15 protein-coding genes and 1 rRNA gene are annotated in these 19,514 nt (G+C 34.6%); 12 read left to right on the top strand and 4 right to left on the bottom strand.

The window, feature by feature from the left end; translation table 11 throughout:
* Positions 1 to 81: 81 nt before the first annotated feature.
* The gene (locus tag QXQ25_05480) at positions 82 to 654 is read right to left on the bottom strand and encodes a hypothetical protein (GenBank protein ID MEM0161153.1); all 573 of its coding nucleotides are present in this window, start codon (positions 652 to 654) and stop codon (positions 82 to 84) included.
* A gap of 418 nt (positions 655 to 1,072) precedes the next feature.
* Here QXQ25_05480 and QXQ25_05475 point away from each other — a divergent pair, with 418 nt between their 5' ends.
* Together QXQ25_05475 and QXQ25_05470 are read left to right on the top strand one after the other, a co-directional pair.
* Positions 1,073 to 6,157, top strand: a complete 5,085-nt coding sequence (locus QXQ25_05475) for a hypothetical protein (protein MEM0161152.1) — start codon at positions 1,073 to 1,075, stop codon at positions 6,155 to 6,157.
* Between the two features lie 78 nt (positions 6,158 to 6,235).
* Positions 6,236 to 7,876 carry a hypothetical protein gene (locus QXQ25_05470; protein ID MEM0161151.1) on the top strand — a complete coding sequence of 547 codons (1,641 nt, stop codon included), beginning with the start codon at positions 6,236 to 6,238 and terminating at the stop codon, positions 7,874 to 7,876.
* A gap of 144 nt (positions 7,877 to 8,020) precedes the next feature.
* Here QXQ25_05470 and QXQ25_05465 read toward each other — a convergent pair whose 3' ends face one another.
* Complete coding sequence (locus QXQ25_05465; protein MEM0161150.1) at positions 8,021 to 8,650, bottom strand: GNAT family N-acetyltransferase; 630 nt, start codon at positions 8,648 to 8,650, stop codon at positions 8,021 to 8,023.
* Between the two features lie 52 nt (positions 8,651 to 8,702).
* Between QXQ25_05465 and QXQ25_05460 the strand changes: the two genes are divergently transcribed.
* From QXQ25_05460 to QXQ25_05430, 7 genes are all read left to right on the top strand, one after another.
* The gene (locus QXQ25_05460) at positions 8,703 to 9,338 is read left to right on the top strand and encodes a DUF47 family protein (GenBank protein ID MEM0161149.1); all 636 of its coding nucleotides are present in this window, start codon (positions 8,703 to 8,705) and stop codon (positions 9,336 to 9,338) included.
* Complete coding sequence (locus tag QXQ25_05455; GenBank protein MEM0161148.1) at positions 9,335 to 10,228, top strand: hypothetical protein; 894 nt, start codon at positions 9,335 to 9,337, stop codon at positions 10,226 to 10,228. The genes QXQ25_05460 and QXQ25_05455 overlap by 4 nt, the downstream gene beginning before the upstream one ends.
* A 350-nt stretch (positions 10,229 to 10,578) precedes the next feature.
* Positions 10,579 to 10,800 carry a hypothetical protein gene (locus QXQ25_05450; GenBank protein ID MEM0161147.1) on the top strand — a complete coding sequence of 74 codons (222 nt, stop codon included), beginning with the start codon at positions 10,579 to 10,581 and terminating at the stop codon, positions 10,798 to 10,800.
* 90 nt (positions 10,801 to 10,890) lie between these two features.
* A complete protein-coding gene (locus QXQ25_05445) occupies positions 10,891 to 13,548 on the top strand; it encodes an AAA family ATPase (protein ID MEM0161146.1) in 2,658 nt (885 codons plus the stop codon).
* Between the two features lie 222 nt (positions 13,549 to 13,770).
* Positions 13,771 to 15,249, top strand: a 16S ribosomal RNA gene (locus QXQ25_05440).
* A gap of 84 nt (positions 15,250 to 15,333) precedes the next feature.
* Positions 15,334 to 15,864, top strand: a complete 531-nt coding sequence (locus QXQ25_05435) for an isochorismatase family cysteine hydrolase (protein ID MEM0161145.1) — start codon at positions 15,334 to 15,336, stop codon at positions 15,862 to 15,864.
* A 3-nt stretch (positions 15,865 to 15,867) separates the two neighbouring features.
* Complete coding sequence (locus QXQ25_05430; protein MEM0161144.1) at positions 15,868 to 17,037, top strand: nicotinate phosphoribosyltransferase; 1,170 nt, start codon at positions 15,868 to 15,870, stop codon at positions 17,035 to 17,037.
* Positions 17,038 to 17,040: 3 nt separating this feature from the next.
* Here the strand turns inward: QXQ25_05430 and QXQ25_05425 are convergent, their stop codons facing one another.
* Positions 17,041 to 17,187: a 50S ribosomal protein L40e gene (locus tag QXQ25_05425; GenBank protein MEM0161143.1), complete on the bottom strand. Its 147-nt coding sequence runs from the start codon at positions 17,185 to 17,187 to the stop codon at positions 17,041 to 17,043.
* Between the two features lie 122 nt (positions 17,188 to 17,309).
* Here QXQ25_05425 and QXQ25_05420 point away from each other — a divergent pair, with 122 nt between their 5' ends.
* From QXQ25_05420 to QXQ25_05410, 3 genes are all read left to right on the top strand, one after another.
* Positions 17,310 to 17,663, top strand: coding sequence for an SHOCT domain-containing protein (locus tag QXQ25_05420; GenBank protein MEM0161142.1), 354 nt, complete (start codon positions 17,310 to 17,312; stop codon positions 17,661 to 17,663).
* A 62-nt stretch (positions 17,664 to 17,725) separates the two neighbouring features.
* Positions 17,726 to 18,199 carry a ferritin family protein gene (locus tag QXQ25_05415; GenBank protein ID MEM0161141.1) on the top strand — a complete coding sequence of 158 codons (474 nt, stop codon included), beginning with the start codon at positions 17,726 to 17,728 and terminating at the stop codon, positions 18,197 to 18,199.
* Positions 18,200 to 18,279: 80 nt separating this feature from the next.
* Complete coding sequence (locus QXQ25_05410) at positions 18,280 to 18,756, top strand: ferritin family protein (GenBank protein MEM0161140.1); 477 nt, start codon at positions 18,280 to 18,282, stop codon at positions 18,754 to 18,756.
* Here QXQ25_05410 and QXQ25_05405 read toward each other — a convergent pair.
* The gene (locus QXQ25_05405) at positions 18,753 to 19,391 is read right to left on the bottom strand and encodes a PHP domain-containing protein (protein ID MEM0161139.1); all 639 of its coding nucleotides are present in this window, start codon (positions 19,389 to 19,391) and stop codon (positions 18,753 to 18,755) included. The two genes, QXQ25_05410 and QXQ25_05405, sit on opposite strands and share 4 nt — an antisense overlap.
* Between the last annotated feature and the right edge of the window lie 123 nt (positions 19,392 to 19,514).

Raw genomic sequence — 19,514 nt, 5'->3', positions numbered from 1 at the left:
ATGAGCACTATTGTTATTGCACCTAAGATTCTAAATATTCTTGTCATTTTATCGATCATAAAAAATAAAAAAATTAAAGGATTACGATATTTGATAATTTACTACTATATCATAAGATCCTGAGGCAGTTCCAGTTAATAGGAATCCTATGTATAGTGCCGTTCCTTTAGAAATCGTTAAGTGAAAAGTAGTTCCACCAGTCAAAACTTGTGTACCACTTATACTAATTCCTGCTGTACTATTTGTCACGGTCAGTGTCGAAGTGCTTGCATACATAGTTATACCACTAGTAGAAGAAGGAGCATAAAGCGTTACATAAACTGGTGCTGTAGAAATGGTGTCATTATAAATTGACAATACATTAACTAAGGCAGTTTGATAAGATCCCGAGGTGGTATTAATGTAAATTGTTGAACCTGAGCTAATCGCACTTTCTGTGCTTGCACCATTTGCATATATTAAATTCATAGCATTAGCTGCACCGTAATTTGGTCCTGCTGTTAAATAAATATCTGGAGCAACTGACTGTGTACTTGTGGGATATGTGTAGCTAATCACCACTGTTGCAGTCACTAATGCTGGCAACAAAAATGCCAGGATAATACTTATAGCCGCAAATTTTCTGTATTTCCTAAATTGCATAGGTTTATTCACCTAGGGAGGGTATAAATTTTTATTTTATTTAATACTTTTTTTATTACTTTAAAATTATATTATAGTTTAAACTAAGGTTTTTAGTTTAATTTTTTGAAATATTGCAAAACAAATAAAATATTTGCAATCTTTTTGGTATTGGGATATATTAATAATTATTACATAATGATTGATATGAAAGACATGCTTTTAAACGATGATTTAGATACAGTAAATAACATGAAATGCAAAGTATCTGATAATAAAAACTGGCAGTACAGGAATTAACAAAAAAGCAGAAGTAGAGAGAAGTTTAAGATGATAGGGTCTAAAACTTTGAGAATTTAGAAATTTACTATTCAGGCATCGCCATTGCATAGGAAAATTTAATAATGTTTTTAGATATTGCCGATCTATCATTGAAGAGAGGGGCTATATAATGAAAGTAGATATAAAACTAATAAAAAGAGTATTTGAGACAATATGCTTAAAGACAGTAGTAAAATATATCTTAATTGTATCTGTTATTATTTTGCTATTAGTATCAAATATTTCCGTTTATGGTTATGCTGTTCACAAAGAAGATCAAAATAATAACAGTTACTGGTGGAATAGTACATTTAAGTATCGAATACCCATCACAGTAAATGCTCCTAATTGCAAGAATTTGACAGTAACAATTACACTTAACAGCAATAATTTTAACTATGCAGATACCCCCGCTAACGGCACTGGTCTCGCATTTATCTACAATGGCAGTACATTGCCATACTTAATTGATAGCTGGAACTATGGTGGCATATCAAACATTACGATATTTATTCATTCGCAGAGTGCTGGAGAAATATTGATATGGCTTTATTATGATGAGATTGATTATAAACAGTATGATCCAATCTATTATAATAACACAATGTTAAACGAGAATGCATATATTTTTAATGGCACTGTACCGGCTAATGTTTCAGTTAAAGGAGCATATAATTTTGAGAAAGTAATGGATAGTGTAATGATTGGTGATGCTATTTCTTCAAACGGTGGCAAATTAATACTTACTTTTCCTTCATATGAGTACAATGCTATCAGTTTCAATTATTATTCATTATCTAACTTTTATGGTAGCATAACAGTTTATACAAATAAAACGTTATCAAAGATAGGATATTTTACGGGCTTCAAAACGTACTTTTCAAAATTCAACGATTCAGATAATATTTCTATTAAACTAGTTACACCATCCTATGGTTCAGAGATATTTATAGACAATGTTACACTTTATACATTTTCATACATCACGTTAGACTCTTTCGAAAATTCGACAAATATTAAAGTATATGGCAATTTTGGAACAGTTCAGGCTATTAATAGTGAGTATCTAGGAAATGCAATGCAAATGTCACAAGTGTCAGAAACAGCGGATAATGGGATAGTCTATACTTTTTTCAATGCATATGATATTAATAGAGTAGTATTTCAATATAATGTATCAGGATATTTTATAAATGCTGAGCATGCACTATTTGGTTTGAATATTACTTTTTCTGATAAAAAAGTTCTAGAATATATCCTGTTTAATATTAATACTTCGTTAAAATCAAGTAGTAATATAAAGATAATAAATATAACAAATAGGGAAGACAGTTGGTCAATCTTTAATGAAAATGTCTACAATGACAGTAATAATTTCGATAACTACAGTGTTATAAATGTAACATTTTTTATGTCAAGTAGAAGCAATGGATTTATATCATTTACCACTAGCATCGTTGATCTTGGACTATTATATAATACTTCCTCGTTTTTTACATATTCTCCTATAGAAAAGATCCATAAACCAGATATTTACATAGATTATCCTTATTCGGGAGCGACAGAATCAATGCAAATACAGATTTATGGTAGGGCATATGATTCAATTGGTATAAAGGCAGTATATGTATTATGGAACAATAAATCCTATGCTCTGAATCTGACAAGGCATTCGGATAATAATAATGAAACCGTATTCTGGAGCTTTTTACTCACAAATCACTCAACATTACAAAATCAGACATTTAAAATAATAGCTTACAACAATTACAATATTAGCAATGAAAAAAGCATAAATATAACACTTATTCAAACCGGAGTTTCCACAGTACAGATCACTTCAATCAAGAACGGAACGATTATTGCAGGCAGTTTTAATACCAGTATTAGTGGATCATCGTTCAATATAAGAAAACTAGAGTTTCAGATAAACTCTTTTGAATGCCCAATATCCAATGTCAATTCATGGTCCATAACGTTTAATTTCAGTGCTTCTAACAATAGATATCAAAGTGGCTGGTACGCATTGTATATAATAGGCACAGATGAGTATGGTACAGTATATGCATATCGATCTATAAATTATATAAACATAGGTCCAACAATAAAATCAATTTATTTTTCACCGGCATTGATTACAGACCAGAGCAATGTCACTATAAACACAAATATAGTATCTGATTCTCACAATTTGACTGTAATTGCAAAGTTTGGAATAAATTCAACAATCTTGGCAGAGAGCACATTATTAAAATCAAATAATTCTACTACTCTGTTTAGTGCTTCAATCGGTAGTTACTCTGTTGGAACGGTTATATATCTGAGATTAATAGTATCAGATCACATCAGCACAGTATATTCTTCACTGTTAAACCTAACAATTGCAAATTCTTATCCGGTGGGAACGATCAAAGTTTTGGGGCCTAAAGAATTAATAAGTTATGATACCTATATATTCAGAACGGACAAGATTTACAGTTATTCGGGACCCTCTGTGCTCAATAATACGCCATTTTACCTGAATGTAAGTGCAGGATATGCGAAAGATATTATATACTCAAATAACGGATCACTGCAATTCAACTATACAGCGCCTCTAATAATGAGCAAAATGTCAGAAACAATATATATCAACATATCTGCAGTTCATGGATCTGCTACTGGATACTATGAAACAATGGTAAATTATAGCTCTTACCCTGCTGCTCCAGTTAATCTTAGATCTTTACATAAGTATCAGAATTATTCAGAATTTAATATTTTCTGGACAGATCCTATAACACCAGTAAATATTACAGGTGCATTTTACAAGATAGGTTCTGCGCCTGTAAATAATTCTGATTATTCAGGTTATGTTTTTGAGGAAAATATTCACAATTTAACCCTTAACATATCTGCTGGGCCACATACCATATATATTTGGCTTGAAAACAGTCTTGATAAGTATAGCTATCTTGAAAATTCTTCTTGCATTATTATATTTGAAAATACAGCTCCAAAGACTGGATCGGTAATAGTAAATAATGGTTCTAATTACTCACTTTCTCATCAGCTAAACATTTCAATATCTGGATTTTCGGACCGGTATGGCATAGCAAGATATTATTACTCTGTATTTACCACGTTACCAGACAAGTTTAATGTGAGCTACTCTCTTTCATTCACGATAGATGTGCCTGCAGATGGATATTATATAATTGAGGTAATGGCACAGAATTATGCACTAACTAACAGTACTCCGGCATTTACATTCATTACTGTAGACACTGTAAATCCATGTGGCAGATTAATAATTGATAATAATGCTACATACTCCAATTCTACCACTTTGCATCTTGACATTATTGGAATAAACGGTGGATCGCAAATCTCTGCTATGCGTATTAGCCAGAATGCATCATTTTCTGATAGCCCTTGGATTACTTATGCTCAACACTACAATTATACAGTAGAGACGATACAAGAAAATATCACAATATATGTGCAGTTAGAAGCTGCCTCTGGAAGAGTGTCTAGCATATTCTTCAATTCTATAATTCTTGATCTTGCAGCTCCGTTCAATACTAGAGTAGTCATAGATTTTAATTCTAGATACACAAACTCGAATAACTTTACATTACAGATATTTGGAACTGACAATATATCAGGTATTACAGAAATGCGAATCAGCACAGATCCTAATTTTACCGATGTAAAGTGGCTACCATATGAAAGCTATTATATTTATCATGCCACAAATATTTCTGAAGGATTTATATTCATTTATGTACAGCTAAAAGATGCGGCAAACAATACCAGCCCTATATTCTATTCAGACATTGCATATTTGCCTGCCCCGCCAGAAGCTGTAATAGGGGTGAGAGGAAATATGATAAATGGGACTGCATATGTAAACAGCACAAATATATCTCTTATCTTCAATGTATCTGATGGCAATATTCCTATTCAGAGCATGGAAATAAGCAATTATCCAGATATGAACTATTCTACAGGCTGGATCGCTTATCAAAAAATATATTTATGGCATTTGACGCAGGGTGCAGGACTAAAGACAGTGTATGCACAATTTAAGAATGAGTTCGGAAATAGCACAGGTTTGGATTCTATTAAGATATATATGGTGCCACAGATCCAGGAATTTTACGCAAACATTCCGCCAGGATATCAAAATTCCAGCTACTACAACCAGACAAATCTCACCATTTCTGGATATTACGTCGATCCTGCGCCAGTAACTATATTCATTGATAATCACACAGTCATATGTGATGGCAATAGGTTCAAGTATGATCTTCAACTTTACGACGGGATAAATAACATAACAATAAGAATTACTGATGCTGCTAACAATAGCGAGATCATAGAGAAACAGATAATAACCTCTTTTACTGCTCCAGTTATAAATATCTCTGCTATTTCAACATATGTCCAAAACAATGAATATGTGGTGTATAGTTATAATGGTACTGTATTGGTAAGAGGGTATGTAAACAGCACTATCCTCTTAAGTTTTAGCATTGATGGTGGAATTGTGCCCGTAATGAATAATAATAGTTTTATATACATAAAAAATTACAATCAAGGCGTCTATTATCTAAACTTCACAGCTATTGATAAATCAGGAAACATAGCATTTTTAAGTAAGAGAATAGCGGTTATTACAAGTGCACCTGTTATATTGAATTCTACTGTTTCAGAATCCAGTAAAATAAGCATAACCACAAATTACAATCTCTTGAACATAACATGGTATTTGAACAACAAGCCTGTCAAATATGGCACTCTAAATTTTTCGGTACCAAAAAGCAGTAAGACAGAGATAGTTACGGTAGTAGTTTCAGATCCATTAGGCACAACAATGAAAACATGGACTATAAATGCACCTTATACAATCTCAGCATGGGAGATATCTATAATTTTTTTCAGTATAATTTTATTATCAGCGTTGTACATATATGAACATAAAAAAAGAATAGCTATATCCAACAAAAAGAGAGAAATTGACGAAAAGGGTATATCCTCAGAAGTGCTCGATCTGGTTATGGAAATAGTGTCAAAACATCATAGCGACCTGAAAAAGCGTATATTAAGCATCGCGCTGGACAATGGTATAGATTTAATAACATTTAACAATGTGATTGAGCTTTTAGAGTCAGAAAAGAAGATTAAATGCGAAAAGGATGAAAACGGGGATGAGAGAATATACAGGTTATAATAATCATTATCTTAAATTAATACTATAAATGGTGGGTATGCAAAGTTTTATAATTAGCAAATTTGATATACATTCTTTGTGGATAAAAGTACTTTAAAATTATTGAAATATACAATATCTGCTCTATTGATATTTGTATTGATAAGTTATGTTTATCTTTCTTATTTTTCTACCAGTACTTTGTTTTCGTTAGCAGGTTATATATTTATTGTGCTTTTATTTTTTGCTTGGAACCTTGGCGTGATTTTAAATCACATATTTTACATATATAGGAATAGTTCCAGATCTGCAGTATTATCGACATTATTTGTAATAATAGGTGCAATAGTTACATTTGTTACCATCTTATTTCTGGGATTTTCGAGCAGTGTATTAAAAACAACATATTTAACTGCATATTTGTTGGCAATACTTTATTTTGTATATATATATTATAAAAAAGATGAGAAGATTAAGATTAGCGAATTTTTAATTGTAATCTACAACATATTCGGCGTTTTAACGGTAATACCTTGGTACTTTGCAGGATCTGGGATAAGTATATATCCCATGTTTCATGTGCTATTATTTGACAATGCATTATTCCAGCTTTATAATTTTTCAGTATTCTCTCTATATTTTCCACTGTTTTTATTGCCTCCTCTTTTAGTTCCATATAAAATGCCGTTTGAACAAGCATCTAAAAAAAGTGGACTGTTTATATACAGCATTAAAAGGTTTGGATACTTATCTACACGCATGTTTGCCATCTATTTTATAGTATTCATGTTAATATTTATACCCATTGCCAGCAGCGATGTCCAATCACTCAATTCTCTGCCCAATTATGTTAATGATCCTTATACTCAAAACCTGAACATGACTTTCGCGGCAGTAGCGAGTTCTTTTACCGATGTTGCAGTGCCTCCATCAAACTGGGAAACTGAAGTGCAGGAAGAGATAAAGCTGGTAAAAAGTGCAAATATCAGTTACATCAGGTTTGATATAGCCACAGAACTGCTCAATAACAGCGTCGGATTTGCAGATTTATCGACTGCTATATTGTGGTTTGAGCAAAACAACACGAAAATAATACTGGCACCATACGGCAACTTGAGCTGGGCAAATACACATCCTTCACTAAATCAGTTGAACAGCACTATTTTATATGAATCAATGTTTTTAGCAGATATCTACCATCCCAGTTACATGTTTCCGTTTTTCGAACCTAACGGGCAGTTACAGCAGGACTTGGGTAAGGCAGAGCCTACCAGTGTATGGATACCAATGATCTCTTACACTGCAAAAAAGATCCATGAAGAGTCTCCGGTAACGAAAGTGCTAATCGAGGTAGCGGCAAACTCTCAAGGACCGGCACTATTTACGGCTCTTGAAAATGCGACAGTTCCTATCAATGCTGTGGGCATAGATATTTACCCTTTACAGAGATCTGATTTTAATGCGTTTTATACATACTATAACATATCTTTATCAAATCATGTAAGAGAGTTCTGGATTTCGGAGTTTGGGGTTGACTCGCTGCTTTTTGGAGAGAATGCGCAGGCTAACAGTATTGGGTATATGTTATCAATTGCATCAAAGTACAAAGTATCAGGATTCTGCATTTACATGTTAGATGACAATTCTGCAACGCATCTGGGGATTGTATATAATAGCTACACCTTAAAAAAGGCATATAATGCCTATGCATATGCAATAAGCGAAATTTCTGGGGTGTAAACAACCTTCCAAATATCTGGTTTATATATATTATTGCTGTGAAAGGAGTGAATAACAGGTTTCTTGAGATTGATCTCTATTCAAAGAAACAGTAGATGCAAGTTATAGATAAATAATATTTATCGGAAATGTCTGCTGAAAAGCTTATAATTTCATGCTCAAAAATTCGCAGTCTTCCTTGATATTTTTAAAATAATCGCTTTTTTTCACATCTGAAACATGGTAGATTTTCAGATAAAGGTCACTAACAAATTTTAATATTTCTGCGCCCGTGATAGTATCAGATTTTAAAGGCATGGCACCTAGCAACAGTGGCACCCAATCTCCGTTGCCTAGCAATGGGGGCTGATAATAACGAACTGGAAGAATCGTAAACCCTTTATTGTTCCAGAGCTCTGCTTTATCCTGTTCAAATTCTGCAAACAGGTATTTTTCATGCCAATTTCTAGAATCTGCATCTTTTATGAGCGTATCCTTTATCTTTTCTAATAACAGTGATGCATAACCTTTTTTCCGTTCTTCTTTTATTATCGTAATGTACCATCCAATAGCGCCAGAAGGCATGCTGCTAAATGAAGTCATGCCTATTACTCTCTCTGATTTCAGTACTGCAATATGTGATATAATATCATTTCTATCATTATTTAGCATCCATGTGAACACGATTGGATCTATGTAAATCTCCTTTTGCTCTATAAATCCTTCATTATACACCTTAATTAACTCTTTAAAGTCTGGATCGTCGGTGCTATGTATTTCTCTGTATTCGATCATAATGCAGATAAATAATAAATGTTATTTAATAGATTCGAATATCTCTTCTTATATGTCTTTGTTGAACCTCAAACAGGGAGAACAGTATCTATTCGAGAAACTGGGCTTGTCAATACAATCTTCTAAAATCGCAGTTGAAGAACTGCAGAAAATGATAAATAACCATGAACTTACTGATTTTAAAAAAATTGTCGAACTTGAGAATGAGGGAAATGTACTTTCTTACGGTTTATCTTTATGGGTTCTTGATGGAAATATATCTCCTACCGTTCTAAACAGCGTGACGATGTTGATCACTAAAGCGGATGATATACTTGACTATACTAGATACCTGGCCAAAGAGCTATATCGGGCGAGGCAGAGAAAAGACAAAGCATGCATTTGCATGAGTGAGCTAAACGAAATTATTCTGCTTATATTCAAAGCGATGGAAGAGATCTATGATATATTTAATGCAAAGAAGCTAACATTAGAAACAATCAAGAATAAGCGGAAAATCATTGAAAATCTGGAGAATAGAGGCGACGAGATCAAAGAGAAGGCATTTGATATAATCTATGCAAATGAAACAGACTGGTTCTGTTTCAATCATCTTGAGAAATTGATACAGGGATTAGATAATATCCTAGACTCTTGTGAGGATATTGCTGATTTGATACTCCAGTTTTTGGTCGCGGTGAGCTCTTGAACTATCTATTACTAACCTTGATAATCATTATCACCTTTTTAGTCGCTGGAAATAATATGATCATAGCTGCAGGACCTCTGATAGGAAGCAGGATATTGAAAAAAAACAGTGCGATCTTGATCGGTGTGATAGGCGGAGTGGCTGGCTTTGTTTTGCAAGGTGGATATATGATACATATAAAGTCTGCACTGTACTCAAATATGCCTGATCCTATTATTATACTTGGTTTCGAGATCGTTATATTCATGTTTATATTATCTACGATATTCAGATACCCATTGTCTCTTAATATAGTGACCACTTTCGTGTTTTTAGGAGCTTCATTTGCTTTGAGCACGAAGATTAACTATCTATTTTTAACGGCTCTGATACTGTTCTGGATTGCAACTTTTTTTGTAAGCATAGGATTGGTTAAATTATTGATCTTTGATAGAATAAAAGACTTGTGGAACAAGATCTACCTGTTCAAAATCTTGACAGTCATACTTTCATTTTTTGCGGCGTTTGCATGGGGTTCTAATACTCTCGGCTTCATTTACGCAATATCTGGTGATCAGTATTACTATCCTATTTTAATCAGCACCGTAGCTGGTGGTTTTTTGCTCGGGACGGTAACTATTAGGAAAGTGGTAGAATCTTCATATATGCTCAAATACTCAGCTGCTCTAAAAGCGCAGATTGTTCAAACGCTGTTAGTAGAAGCCGCAACTGTTTTTTCATTTCCACTTTCCAGCACCCAGGCACTTTCTTATGGATTATACAGTGTAGGACTGAATAAAAGGCGATTTATAAACTCTAAACCTCTCGTATTTTCAATAGTTTCAATGATTTTGTTTGCGATACTGTCATTTTTAATGTTATTTTTGATTGTACATTTTTTTATTAAATAATCTTCATACTATAATTCAAATTTATAGATATATGGGCAAAATGTTAGAATACTCTAAGATATTTGGATGATATTACTTAATTCTTTGAAGCATTAAAAGCATACATTATGATAAAATAGAAAAACCTATGCCGTAAATGGCAGTTGGATCGTGTTTTAATCTGAGATAGCTTTGTGCAAATCTTTTTAATTTTTTGTATAAAGTAAATACCTTTAATAAATAGATATTATAAAAATACGTGTATTTTGCTATAAAAAATTGAGTGAAAAAATATTATTTATTCAATTGTACCTTACAGTCAAAGGGCGTTAACAAAATTTAAAAACACTTAAATAATATATTAATGTACAATGATTAAAGTAATGTTAATTATTAGGCATAATAGTTTATTATATACAGGCGGTGGTCTCATAGGCGCTGGCATTGGCGTATTTTTAGAAACTGCTGTATTTCCTACATCTTTTATTAATAATTTATTAGGCATGATCATCTTTACACTTTTTTTAGTATCTGGGTTGATCTTAATTTATAGATGGAAAAAGTATAGTGTTCTGTATATTAAAAAAATATAGATATGTAAAAGATAGAATCCAACCTTCAATTTTCGGCATAGAGAAAAACAGAATATATATATACTTTATATATATTTGTTAAATTATTAGATGTCATCCAGAAAAGAGGTTTCGAGGATACTAGCAATATTCGATGAAGTAAAAACTGATCATGGAATTGTATTATTAGTTTATGGTAAAGAAGGATCTGGTAAATCATATATATTAGATGAAGTGATAAAGATCCTTCAAGCTAAAGATGTCATATGCATGAAAGAACGGTTAGGAGAATCAAAACCATTAATATTTTCAAAGATTATAGAGCAGTCAAAGAAGCAATTAAGTTCAATTGCAAATAGTGGGATAGTATCTTTTATGATAAGTAGTGCAGAAGCTTTTTCAAACTCAGAAAAAATTTTTTTAAAGTTAACAGAGTCTTTAACTATTTTAAGCAATGCAAAACCAGTATTTATGGCCTTAGATGACCTAGATGACTGCGAAATATCTTCTCTAAATTTATTTTTAAGAGTTGCGCGATTTATTAATAATAAAGATATTATGTTAGTTGCTACATTAAAAAATATTGTACAAAATACATATTTTGAGAACGCATATAATCTTTTAAAAACAAGTTCAAATTTGGTAGAGCTGAAGATAGAGCCTTTAACTAAAGAAGAAATGAAAGATATGCTAAAAGAGGAGGGATACACCATTCCAAATTATATAGCAGACTATATATATAGGGATAGTGGCGGAGATCCGGCTAGAATATTTCAAGTTTTAAAAGAGGGAGAAAGGAATGGAAACTTAGATGCTGAAAAGGTATGGATAGGGCACTATCCTAAGAATAATGTGGCCGATATATTAGAAGAGGCTAAAAAAAATAGAATAGAAAAGCTTGATTCAGAGCATAGAAAAGTATTAAACAGCATTGCAGTTTTAGATAATAATGCAAAATTTGATGTTTTAATGTACATGACAGATTTTGATGAAATGAAATTATCTGAGCTACTTGATCTCCTGATATACTTTGAAATAATAACAGAAGATCACGAATATTTTAAAATAGTTTCAAATGATCTAAAAAAACATATCTATGAGTCCATACCTTTAGAAGAGAGAAAAGAGATGCATAAAAAGTATGCAGAGTTATTGGAAAGGGATGGTGAAGATATAATTTTACTATCTGACCAATACTATCTTGCGCATATAAATGATAAAGCAGCAAGGTATCTGAAAGATGCAGGATTGATATTAATGAGATTGGAACAGTATGAAACTGCACTTACTGAATTCTTGAAAGCAGAATCAATATCTGATAATAAGGAACCTGAATTGTTAATGTATATAGGAACTTTATATCGTTTTTTAGGGGATTATAAAAAGAGTATTGAATATTTAGAAAACAGTAAAAAATACGCACAATCAGAAAATTTAATGAGCGAGATAGAAATTGAGCTTGCTGACTCTTATACTGCATTCAGAGATTATGATACTGCAATTCAATATTACAAGAAGCTAGAAACTGTTTTAACAGATAAAAAATTGAAAATAAGAGTTTATTTTGGCCTATATAGTATTTCATTGCTGAAAAATGATATCACAAAAGCAAGGCAGTATATAGCAGCTGCTCTAAAAATTGCAGAAGAAATTGAAGATATTAAACTTTTAGCGGACAGTTACAGATATATTGGCAATATAGAATATAAGGTAAATAATATAGATTTGGCCAGAAAAAATTATGAGCAAGCACTTACCATTTACAATAACATCAATAATTTAGAGGGTCTGTCAAAAGTGTACAATAATATAGCAAACATATATGCAGATACTGGATCTTCTGCCACTGCGATCGAGTATTATGAAAAAGCAGCTTACTACACAGATATGTTAGGCGAAGAATCTATGCTTGTCACCATATATTACAACCTTGCAGAGCTAAATTTTCAGGTATCTAAATTACCATTAGCATTAAAATATTTACGAGAGGCCAAAAAGAGTGCAGAAATTATGAGCAATGCACAAGTGTTATCATTATCATATAGGTTATTTGGGTCGTATTATACATTAAGAGGAGAGTTTGAAGAAGCTATAAGCAATTATAAAAAATCTGCAGAGATATCTGATAAAATAGGAGATAAATATTCATTTTACGAAATGCAGTATGAAATACAACTTATCTACATTTTGATGAATGGCAAAGTAGATAAAAGAGAAATTAAAAAAATAAATGAACTAATTAAAAGTACAATACCTGAAAAAGCAGAGATTGAAATTTTAGAAACTGATACATTCATTCGCTTTTTAGAAAATGACCTTAAAAACAGTTTAAAAAGCAGTAAAAAAATTGAGGATAAATCAAAAACCAATATAGATTTGCTCTGGTCATTAACATACCAATTTTCCTCTGAATTATTTGCGGGAAATGACGCAAGATGTGTTAGAATATTTGATAAGATTGATAATTTGAGTAGATTATCAGGGCTGGATATAATAGATACCAAAAAAATTAAAGTGTGTGCAACATATCTAAAAGACAGAGATAAAGCATTATTAATGTTCAGGGACGTGGATAATTTTTTAGATTTATACAGCCTAAAATTTGAGAAAGGTAAATTATATATGTGGTATGGATTTTTAAAATTGAAATATGAGCATGATGATAGCTATCTTATAAGAGCAAAGAGTATTTTTGATGACATCAAAGCAAAAGCATATTTTTCAATGGCAGATCACTATTTAAAGGATCAAAATCTATATCCGAAATAGATAAATACTACTTCATTATTAGGTAGTTTTACCCAATTGCGAACTAATCGGTTAATATCATGAGAATGCAATTAGATGCAAGCTATGAGTGATATAAATTTCCAGGTTCGCGTACAGAGATGGAGATTTAAGAAAAACTAAGGAGCTCTTAGATCTGACAAGAAATGACAAGAGTGAAACTTGAGGCCTGACATATTCCCTAACATTAATTGATTAAAAGCAACACCGGTTGATCCTGCCGGAGGCTACTGCTATCGGGTTTCGACTAAGCCATGCGAGTCACGGGGTCGCAAGACACCGGCATACGGCTCAGTAACACGTGGATAATCTACCCTTGGGTGGAGAATAACCTCGGGAAACTGAGGCTAATGAGCCATAGACATTCTATGAATGAATGCTTGAATGTTGAAAGCGCAAAGCGCCCAAGGATGAGTCTGCGGCCTATCATGGTTGTAGGCGGTGTAACGGACCACCTAGCCTATGACGGGTACGGGCACTGAGAGGTGGAGCCCGGAGATGGACTCTGAGACACGAGTCCAGGCCCTACGGGGCGCAGCAGGCGCGAAAACTACGCACTGCGCGAAAGCGCGACGTGGGAAACCCGAGTGCCTTTTCTTTTTTGAAAAGGCTTTTCTCAAGCCTAAAAAGCTTGGGGAATAAGAGCTGGGCAAGACGGGTGCCAGCCGCCGCGGTAATACCCGCAGCTCGAGTGGTAGCCGCTATTATTGAGCCTAAAGCGTTTGTAGCCGGCTTTGTAAATCCTTGGGTAAATCGAGTCGCTTAACGGTTCGAATTTCAGGGAGACTGCAAGGCTAGAGACCGGGAGAGGTCAGAGGTACTTTCGAGGTAGGAGTAAAATCCCGTAATCCCGAAGGGACCACCTGTGGCGAAGGCGTCTGACTAGAACGGCTCTGACGGTGAGGAACGAAGGCTAGGGGAGCAAACCGGATTAGATACCCGGGTAGTCCTAGCTGTAAACTCTGCCCGCTTGGTGTGGCTTGTTCTTCGTGAGCATGCTGTGCCGGAGCGAAGGTGTTAAGCGGGCCGCTTGGGGAGTACGGCCGCAAGGTTGAAACTTAAAGGAATTGGCGGGAGAGCACCGCAACGGGAGGATGCGTGCGGTTTAATTGGATTCAACGCCGGAAAACTCACCTGAGGCGACCAGCATATGTGAGTCAGACTGACGATCTTACTCGAAAAAGTAGCTGGAGAGGTGGTGCATGGCCATCGTCAGCTCGTACCGTAGGGCATTCACTTAAGTGTGATAACGAGCGAGACCCCCGTCCTTATTTGCTAATTCATCTCAGCGATGGGTGCACAATAAGGAGACCGCTTTCGCTAAGAAAGAGGAAGGAGGGGTCGACGGTAGGTCAGTATGCCCCGAATCCTTAGGGCTACACGCGCGCTACAAAGGACAGGACAATGGGTTTCGACTTCGAAAGAAGAAGGTAATCCCGAAACCTGTTCATAGTTCGGATTGAGGGCTGTAACTCGCCCTCATGAAGCTGGATTCCGTAGTAATCGCGGTTCAACAGCCCGCGGTGAATATGCCCCTGCTCTTTGCACACACCGCCTGTCAAACCATCCGAGTTAGTTTTAGATGAGCGATTATCCTATGGGTAATTTCGAATCTAAGGTTGGCGAGGAGGGTTAAGTCATAACAAGGTATCCGTAGGGGAACCTGCGGATGGATCACCTCCTTTGAATAAAATCAGGTCTCAAGCACTAAACAAGTCATTTCTTATCATAATTTTTTAATATTTAATATAATTATAGTAAATTGTTATGTATGCTTTGTTAATAATAGACATGATCAACGATTTTGTCTATTTGAAATTTGGAAACAAGCGCGTGCAGAGTATAATTCCAAGTATTTTAAAGCTTAGGAATATTGCGTATAACGAAGGGTGGAAAGTGATATATTTGCAGGATTGTCATAGTATTACTGATCCTGAGATTAAAGTGTGGGGTAAGCATGCAATGGAAGGCACTAGCGGCTCTGAGATAATAAAAGAGCTTAGCCCAGGAAAAGAGGATATTGTTATTAAAAAGAACAGTTACAATGGTTTTTTTAACACGGATCTTGATAAGGTATTGAGATCTAATAGCATAAAAAAGATAATATTTGCTGGTGTAGCTACAGATATTTGTGTTTTAAACACTGTTGCGAATGCGTTTTATCTTGGCTACGAAACGGTAATATGCAAGGAATGTACCGAAAGCATAGATGAAAAATCAAAGGATTTTGGATTGGAATACATGCAAAAAAACTATGGCACGAAAACAGTTGATTTAAATAATATTGGAGTGATATAGAATATGAGATTTTATGTGGCGGATGAAAAAGATATACTTGATGGAAACACTACGGACATATATTTTATCAGAACCAGGCAGATCCTGGAAGAAGAACACATACATAAGAAAGTAGTGGCTGAAGTGACCATTCAGAATGCCCAGTACCCGTGGCTCGTATTTGCGGGAATAGAGGAGGTTGCAAGGCTTATGGAGGGGCATAATATAGATATTTATTCATTGCCAGAAGGCACTATATTTCGTGAATCAAGCTCAAACAAGATACCAGTTCCTGTAATGATCATAGAGGGCGATTACAACGAATTTTCAATATTTGAGACTGCAATACTTGGCTTGATATGCCAGTCTTCCGGCATAGCTACCAAAACTGCAAGATTCAAGTATCGTATCGGCACGAAAAACCTGATCTCATTTGGAGTAAGAAGAATGCATCCTATTCTAGCACCCATGATAGACCACTATGCGTTCATAGGCGGCTGCGATGCAGTCTCAAGTGTGATAGGTGCAAAGATGCTACATATAGAGCCAACCGGAACCATGCCCCACGCATTGATACTGACTGTGGGAGAAAAAGAAGCATGGGAAAAATTTGACGAGAACATATCTAAAGATGTGATGCGCATAGCTTTGATAGACACATTTGGGGATGAAAAGTGGAGTGCAATACATGCTGCTGAGACAATCAAGGACCTGGCTGGCGTAAGGCTTGACACACCAAGATCTAGGAAAGGAGATCTGTCAAAGATAGTCAGAGAAGTGAGATGGGAACTTGACATACGTGGCTATAAAAATATAAAGATCTATGTTTCCGGTGGAATAAGTGAAGATGACATTAAGCCCCTTTTAGAGGCTGGAGTGGACGGATTTGGAATCGGCACATCAATATCTAGTGCGCAGACCGTGGACTTTTCTATGGACATAGTATCGGTGGATGGCGAGCCTTTAGCAAAAAAAGGAAAATATGGCGGGAAGAAAGAAGTGTACAGATGTGAGAGTTGTTTGGAATACAAGGTATTAAAGGAAGGAGCCAAAGCAAACGATTGCAGCTGTGGCGGTAAGATGAAAAATGCAATGGTACCGGTTTTAAAAAATGGTAAGATCGTATATAACTTCAAAGACGCAACAAAAGTAAGAGAATATGTTTTAGAGCAACTTAAAAAAGTCACTTTATAAGTTTTATGCTCCTCTTTTCTCTTTCGCTTTTGGCCTAAGATGTGTATAACCGCATCTTCTACATCTAGTTGCGCTCATTGGATTTTTAGCGTAACAGTTCATGCATATTTTTTTATTCAGTTTTCTAACTACTGCTTCATGAAAGGTCATATTAAACAGGTCAACCCAATATATTACTACTATATAATTTTTTTTAATCAGCTCATCATTTTACAAATGTAAAGAAAAAGTGATTTGAATATTGTAGGCATATCTGTATTGAGATGATATCCATGACAAATAGTTATGAAAAACATATGAAAATGTTGATATTCGGAATAGTTTCTATAGTTGCAGTGATAGTGGTGTTAATGGTGCTCTCAACACTTTTTTATGGTAACTATGGTTATTATAACGGCTATTATGGAATGGACATGATGTTCGGTCCAGGTATATGGATGATGGTCTTTGGCTTGATATTTGTAGCGCTTATTATAGGTATCGTTATCTGGGCCATATACGGTGTCTCGGAAGAACAGAATCATGATAGGCAATCCGCTTTGGACATCCTCGAGAAAAGATATGCGCGAGGAGAGATAAGTAGGGATGAGTATCTAAAGACGAGAGAAGATTTGAAAAAGTATTAAAATTTCACAAAACAAAAAAGTTTAATAATTATAATGTAGATAAACAACAGAGGCGAAAAAATATGGAAACTATACAAGAACTATTAGAAATGGCGATCAGGGCAGAGATAGATTCTGAGAAGATATATTCAGATCTATCAAAAATCGTTAAGAATTATCTATTAAAAGAGAAATTTGAATTTTTGGCGAAAGAGGAAAATGGGCATAAGAAGATGCTAGAGCACATATTTAGCATTAAGTATCCGAACAAAGAACCAGAGATACCAGACAGCACAAAGGTGCCATTGCCACACATTGTAATAAAGGAAAAAGAGCCGCTCTCGGATATATTTACTCAGGCAATGGACGCAGAAGAGAAGACATCCAAGTTTTATACAGATCTCTCAAAAAGGATGAAAGGGGAAGAGTCCAATATCCTAAGCTATATGAGCAATGTTGAAATGTCACATTATTATCTATTAAAAAGTGAACGAGAACTGCTATTAAACTTCGAAAACTATGATCAATATTCTGAAATGATGCATATTGGTCCATAATATTTTATTTTTTAAATTATTTCATCATTTTTAGAAAACTATTTATTTCGAATGCTATTAATCTATTAACAGGTGATATTATGGGCGAGATTGAAGAAATGTTAGAAATGGCGATCAGGGCAGAAATAGATTCCGAGAAAATATATCTGCAGGTATCGCAGATGGCTAAAAATAAGCTATTGAAAGAGAAACTGGAGTTCTTAGCAAAAGAGGAAGGTAAACATAAAGAGCTCTTAGAAAATATATTTCACATAAAGTTTCAGGATAGAGAGCTGGAAATTCCACCTAGCACGAAGGTACCATTACCACAGATAGAGATACACAAAAATGAGCCATTATATGATATATTAATACAGGCTATGGATGCGGAAGAAAAAACTGCAATATTCTACCAGGATCTGGCTAAAAAACTAAAAGATGGCGAAGCTGCAAGCTTAATGCAATATTTAAGCTCTGTTGAAAGGTCACATTACTATTTGTTAGAAAGCGAGAAAGAGCTATTGATGCAGATGGAAAAATACAGTGGCAATTACAAATATTATAGCCTTAATCCCTAAATTCTTTTGAAGTCTCTGTGAATCCACTCTTTCACAACTTTTCCACTATATTTTATCGTTCCTTTAATGTCACGAGAGCTCCCATCTGCATGATTTGCATTTTTTAACATACCCTCAATTGAAAGATTCTCGAGCTCTAAATATACCCTGCCAAGCTCTTCCAGATAATGAGCATCGCTTCCTGCTGAAACCGGAAGATTCAGAGACTTGGCCAAAATCTCAGATCGTTTATTGTTGTGAGTCAGACATCTGCCATTCATAATCTCTATCAGATCAAATTTGTTCGCCCTTACATTTTTCTCTTTTAATCCTGTAATGTATCTGTATGGGTGCACTGCCACGGCGATTCCACCACTTTCATGTATTTTTATGATAGTCTCTTCTACACTCATATCCTTCGGAATATTACCTTTGACCCACAATCCTATCACATGGCCACTTAAGGTAGATACTTCAATGCCCGGAATAATCATTATCTCTTTTTCGTCCTTTACGGTTTCGTATGCGCCAAAACTGTTATGATCAGTGATTGCAAAGCCAGCCAGCCCAATCTTTTTTGCGTATTTTATAAGATCCTTAGGTTCTGTGGAAGAATCTGGCGAGTATTTAGAATGCACATGAAAATCCACCCTCATCTAACTTTTCCTCCGAGCTTAATGTCACGGTCTAATGTTACAAGATGATCTTTTATGTGAAGTATCATGGGCCTATTTCTGTCAAAAAACAGGATGCAATATTTTCCAAGCCAATCTTTAGGC

The sequence above is a fragment of the Thermoplasmata archaeon genome (assembly GCA_038729465.1).
Lineage (GTDB): Archaea > Thermoplasmatota > Thermoplasmata > Thermoplasmatales > ARK-15 > JAVRLB01.
Note: the sequence above shows the minus strand (reverse complement) of the source record. Positions and strands in the feature narration are given on the sequence as shown.